The organism is Actinomadura bangladeshensis (genome assembly GCF_004348335.1).
Taxonomy (GTDB): domain Bacteria; phylum Actinomycetota; class Actinomycetes; order Streptosporangiales; family Streptosporangiaceae; genus Spirillospora; species Spirillospora bangladeshensis.
The window spans coordinates 1-4,047 of the sequence record NZ_SMJW01000425.1 but is presented as its reverse complement, the minus strand read 5'-3'; the positions used below and the strand labels follow the sequence as shown (position 1 = coordinate 4,047).

Below are 4,047 nucleotides of genomic sequence, written 5' to 3'. Positions count from 1 at the left end.
GCGTGTCGCCTTTGTCGTCACCCCCGCCCCCGCACATGCCGTCCGGTGCCGGGTCCGGGGGAGACGCGAAAGACGCCCGGGCCGCGGGGTGGGCTCGGGCGTCTTTTCGGTGCTGTGCGGGAGGTCAGCGGTTCTTCATGATCTCGCGCATGATGACGGCGGTCTCGCTGGGGGTCTTGCCGACGCGGACGCCGACCTTCTCCAGGGCCTCCTTCTTCGCCTGCGCGGTGCCGGCGGAGCCGGAGACGATCGCGCCCGCGTGGCCCATGGTCTTGCCCTCGGGGGCGGTGAACCCGGCCACGTAGCCGACGACCGGCTTGGTCACGTTCTTCTCGATGTAGGCGGCGGCGCGCTCCTCGGCGTCGCCCCCGATCTCACCGATCATCACGATGGCGTCGGTCTCCGGGTCGTCCTGGAACGCCTGGAGGGCGTCGATGTGGGTCGTCCCGATGACGGGGTCGCCGCCGATGCCGACGCAGGTGGTGAAGCCGATGTCGCGCAGCTCGTACATCATCTGGTAGGTCAGCGTGCCCGACTTCGACACGAGGCCGATGCGGCCCGGCGTGGTGATGTCGGCCGGGATGATGCCCGCGTTCGACTTGCCGGGGGAGGCGATGCCGGGGCAGTTCGGCCCGATGATCCGCGTCCGCCCACCCTGCTTTTCCGCGTACGCCCAGAAGTAGGCCGTGTCGTGCACCGGGATGCCCTCGGTGATGACCACGCAGAGCGGGATCTCGGCGTCGATCGCCTCGACGACGGCGTCCTTGGTGAACTTCGGCGGGACGAACACGACGGAGACGTCCGCGCCGGTCTGCTCCATGGCCTCCTTGACGGTGCCGAACACCGGGAGGCTCGTGCCGTCGAAGTCGACCGTCTGGCCGGCCTTGCGGGCGTTCACACCGCCGACGACCTGCGCGCCGGACGCGAGCATGCGGCGGGAGTGCTTCATGCCCTCCGAACCGGTCATGCCCTGAACGATGATCTTGCTGTTCTCGGTGAGCCAGATGGCCATTGTCATGCACCTGCCGCTGCGAGTTCGGCGGCGCGCTTGGCCGCGTCGTCCATGGTCTCGACCTGCTGGACGCCGGGCAGCGCCGCGTCGTTGAGGATCTTGCGCCCGAGCTCGGCGTTGTTGCCGTCCAGCCGGACGACGAGCGGGCGGTCGACGGCCTCGCCGCGGTCGGCCAGCAGCTGGTAGGCCGAGACGATGCCGTTCGCGACGGCGTCGCAGGCGGTGATGCCGCCGAAGACGTTCACGAAGACGGACTTGACGGCCGCGTCGGACAGGACGATCTCCAGCCCGTTCGCCATCACCTCGGCGGACGCGCCGCCGCCGATGTCGAGGAAGTTCGCCGGCTTCTGCCCCCCGAACTGCTCGCCCGCGTAGGCGACGACGTCGAGGGTCGACATGACCAGGCCCGCGCCGTTGCCGATGATGCCGACGCTGCCGTCCAGCTTCACGTAGTTGAGGTCCTTGGCCTTGGCGGCGGCCTCCAGCGGGTCGGCGGCGGCCTTGTCCTCGAACTTCTCGTGGTCCTGGCGGAACCCGGCGTTGTCGTCCAGGGTGACCTTGCCGTCGAGGGCCTTCACCTGGCCATCGGCGGTGAGGATCATCGGGTTCACCTCGACGAGGGAGGCGTCCTCGTCGGTGAACACGGCCCACAGCCGCTCGATCAGCTCGGCGGCGCCGTCCAGCGCCTCCTCGGGCAGGCGGCCCTGCTCGGCGATCTCGCGGGCCTTGGCCCGGTCCACGCCGTCCAGCGGGGAGACGGGGACCATCGCCAGCCGGTCGTGCGGCACCTCCTCGATCTCCACGCCGCCCTCGACGGAGCAGATGGACAGGAAGGTGCGGTTGGCGCGGTCGAGCAGGAAGGAGAAGTAGTACTCCTGCGCGATCGCGCTCCCCTCCTCGATCAGGACCTTGTGGACCGTGTGGCCCTTGATGTCCATGCCGAGGATCTGACCGGCGAGCGCCTCCGCCTCGTCGGCGTTGTCGGCGAGCTTCACGCCGCCGGCCTTGCCGCGGCCGCCGGTCTTCACCTGGGCCTTGACCACGACCTTCTTGCTGCCCGCGGAGAACAGCTCCTCCGCGATGGCGCGCGCTTCCTGGGGAGTATGGGCGACCTTGCCGGTGGGCACCGGTACCCCGTACTCGGCGAAGAGTTCCTTCGCCTGATGTTCGAACAGGTCCACGAGGGCGTCCTTAACGGATCGACAGCCAAAGACCACACGAGTCGGCGATCTACACGGGTTTCCGTGCGGCCGGCACTCTGCGGTCCGCTCCGTCGATGCAGCCTAGTCAACCCGTCTTCGTGGTGATGCCGCCGGGTCCATATGTCACGGAGTGTCCGACCTAGGAGGCAAGTGTCACCGGGCGGCAGGTGTCTCCTCCTGAGGGGTGGGCACGAGTGGCTCGTGAGGAGGATGAACCAATTGACGTAGTTTGATGTACTTATTTCGCTTCTGCAGACGCGGGGTGCGGGGTGCGGTAAAGGGGGCGGACGCATGGCGATGGCGGACGAGCAGGACCCGCGCGTCGCCGCTCCCGCACGCGGGCGGCCCGCCGAGACCGGCCCGGCACGGTCCGCGAGGTTCGCGCAGAGCACGCGGACCGCAGGGGCCGCACGGCCCGCGCAGACCGCACGGCAGCGTGCGCGAAGGCGGTCGGGCGCGCGCAAGGTCCGCCGCACCGCCGCCCTGCTGATGGTCGCCGCGCTCGTCGCGACCGGCGGCGCCACCGTGCCGGAACCGTCCAGCCCCGGCTGGGCGAGCCCCGGGCTGGTCGGCGGGGGCGGCTGGCCGTTCGCCGGCGTCCCGCTCTCCCCCGAGCAGGCCGACGGAGCCTCCTACCTGCCGGACAGCTCGGTCATCCGGCTCGCGGACGGGCGCGTCCGGCTCATCCCGTCCGGCGGCGACACGCCCATCACCGTGGACGCGTCCGACCCGCGCGTCGACACGGCCGTCCGGTCCGACAACGCGTGGCTGTCGCAGGGCACGGTCCCGACCGGCGGGATGGGCCAGACCTACCGCGACATGGCGGCCCGCGCACTGCTCGACCTGCGCCTCCTCACCCGTCCGAACGGGGCGTCGCTGGCGTCCTGGTACACCAAGTGGCGGTACTGCTGGCCGCGCGACTCGGCGTTCACCGTCGCCGCGTTCACCGTCACCGGCCACCCGTCGGAGGCCCGGCGCGTGCTGCGCTTCCTTGCCCGGACGCAGAGCGACAACGGCATGTGGGCCGCGCGCTACAACGCCGACGGGACGGCGGTAGCCGACGGACGCCCGCCCCAGCTCGACTCGCTCGGCTGGGTGCTGTGGGCGGCCTGGTTCTACCGCGTCCAGACCGGTCCGCCCGACGAGCTTCCCGACCTGTGGACGATGGTGGAGCGCGCCGCCGACCACCTGGCGCGCTCGCTGGACGCCGAGGGCCTGCCGCCCGCCTCGTCCGACTACTGGGAGCGCGACCCGCTCCGCGAGCAGGACCCGCGGCGCCCCACGCTCGGCGTCGTCGGGCCGGTGCTCGCGGGCCTGCGGTCGGCCGCCGACCTCGCGCGGCTGCGCGGGGACGCCGGCAGGCAGGCCGAATGGGAGCACGCCGCGCAGCGCGTGTCCGACGCCGTGGCCAGGCAGTTCGCGCCGTACGGCTACCCGCGCTCGCCGCTGCCCGGCGGGCTGATGGACACCTCCGTGACCTTCCTCGCCCCGCCGTTCGCCCCGGCCGACGAAGGGATCACCGCCGCGATCCGGGACGCCGCCCGCAAGCAGGCGCTGCCGAACGGCGGCGTGCTGCCGGGCGAGCGCTGGTCCGGCACCCCGGACGTCGCCTGGACGCCGGAGACCGCCCTCTTCGGCCTGAACTCCGCCGCGTCCGGCCGCACGGACGAGGCGGTCGGCCGGCTCGGCTGGCTCGCCGCGCACCGGACGTCCCTCGGCGTCCTGCCGGAGAAGGTCGGGCCGACCGGCAAGCCCGCCGGGCCCGCACCGCTCGGCTGGACGGCGTCGCTCGTCCTGCTCGGCCTGTCCGCCCTGGAACGCCCCCTGCCCATC

Annotated in this window: 3 protein-coding genes; 1 reads left to right on the top strand and 2 read right to left on the bottom strand. The window is 72.0% G+C overall.

Annotation, left to right across the window (positions count from 1 at the left end; translation table 11 throughout):
• Nucleotides 1-124: 124 nt before the first annotated feature.
• Together sucD and sucC are read right to left on the bottom strand one after the other, a co-directional pair.
• On the bottom strand, nucleotides 125-1,012 hold the full coding sequence (gene sucD / locus E1284_RS39130; protein ID WP_131945186.1) for a succinate--CoA ligase subunit alpha: 888 nt from the start codon (nucleotides 1,010-1,012) through the stop codon (nucleotides 125-127).
• 2 nt (nucleotides 1,013-1,014) lie between these two features.
• The gene (gene sucC, locus E1284_RS39125; protein ID WP_131945185.1) at nucleotides 1,015-2,193 is read right to left on the bottom strand and encodes an ADP-forming succinate--CoA ligase subunit beta; all 1,179 of its coding nucleotides are present in this window, start codon (nucleotides 2,191-2,193) and stop codon (nucleotides 1,015-1,017) included.
• Between the two features lie 312 nt (nucleotides 2,194-2,505).
• Here sucC and E1284_RS39120 point away from each other — a divergent pair.
• A partial coding sequence (locus E1284_RS39120; protein WP_243715015.1) for a glycoside hydrolase family 15 protein occupies nucleotides 2,506-4,047 on the top strand: 1,542 nt, incomplete at its 3' end.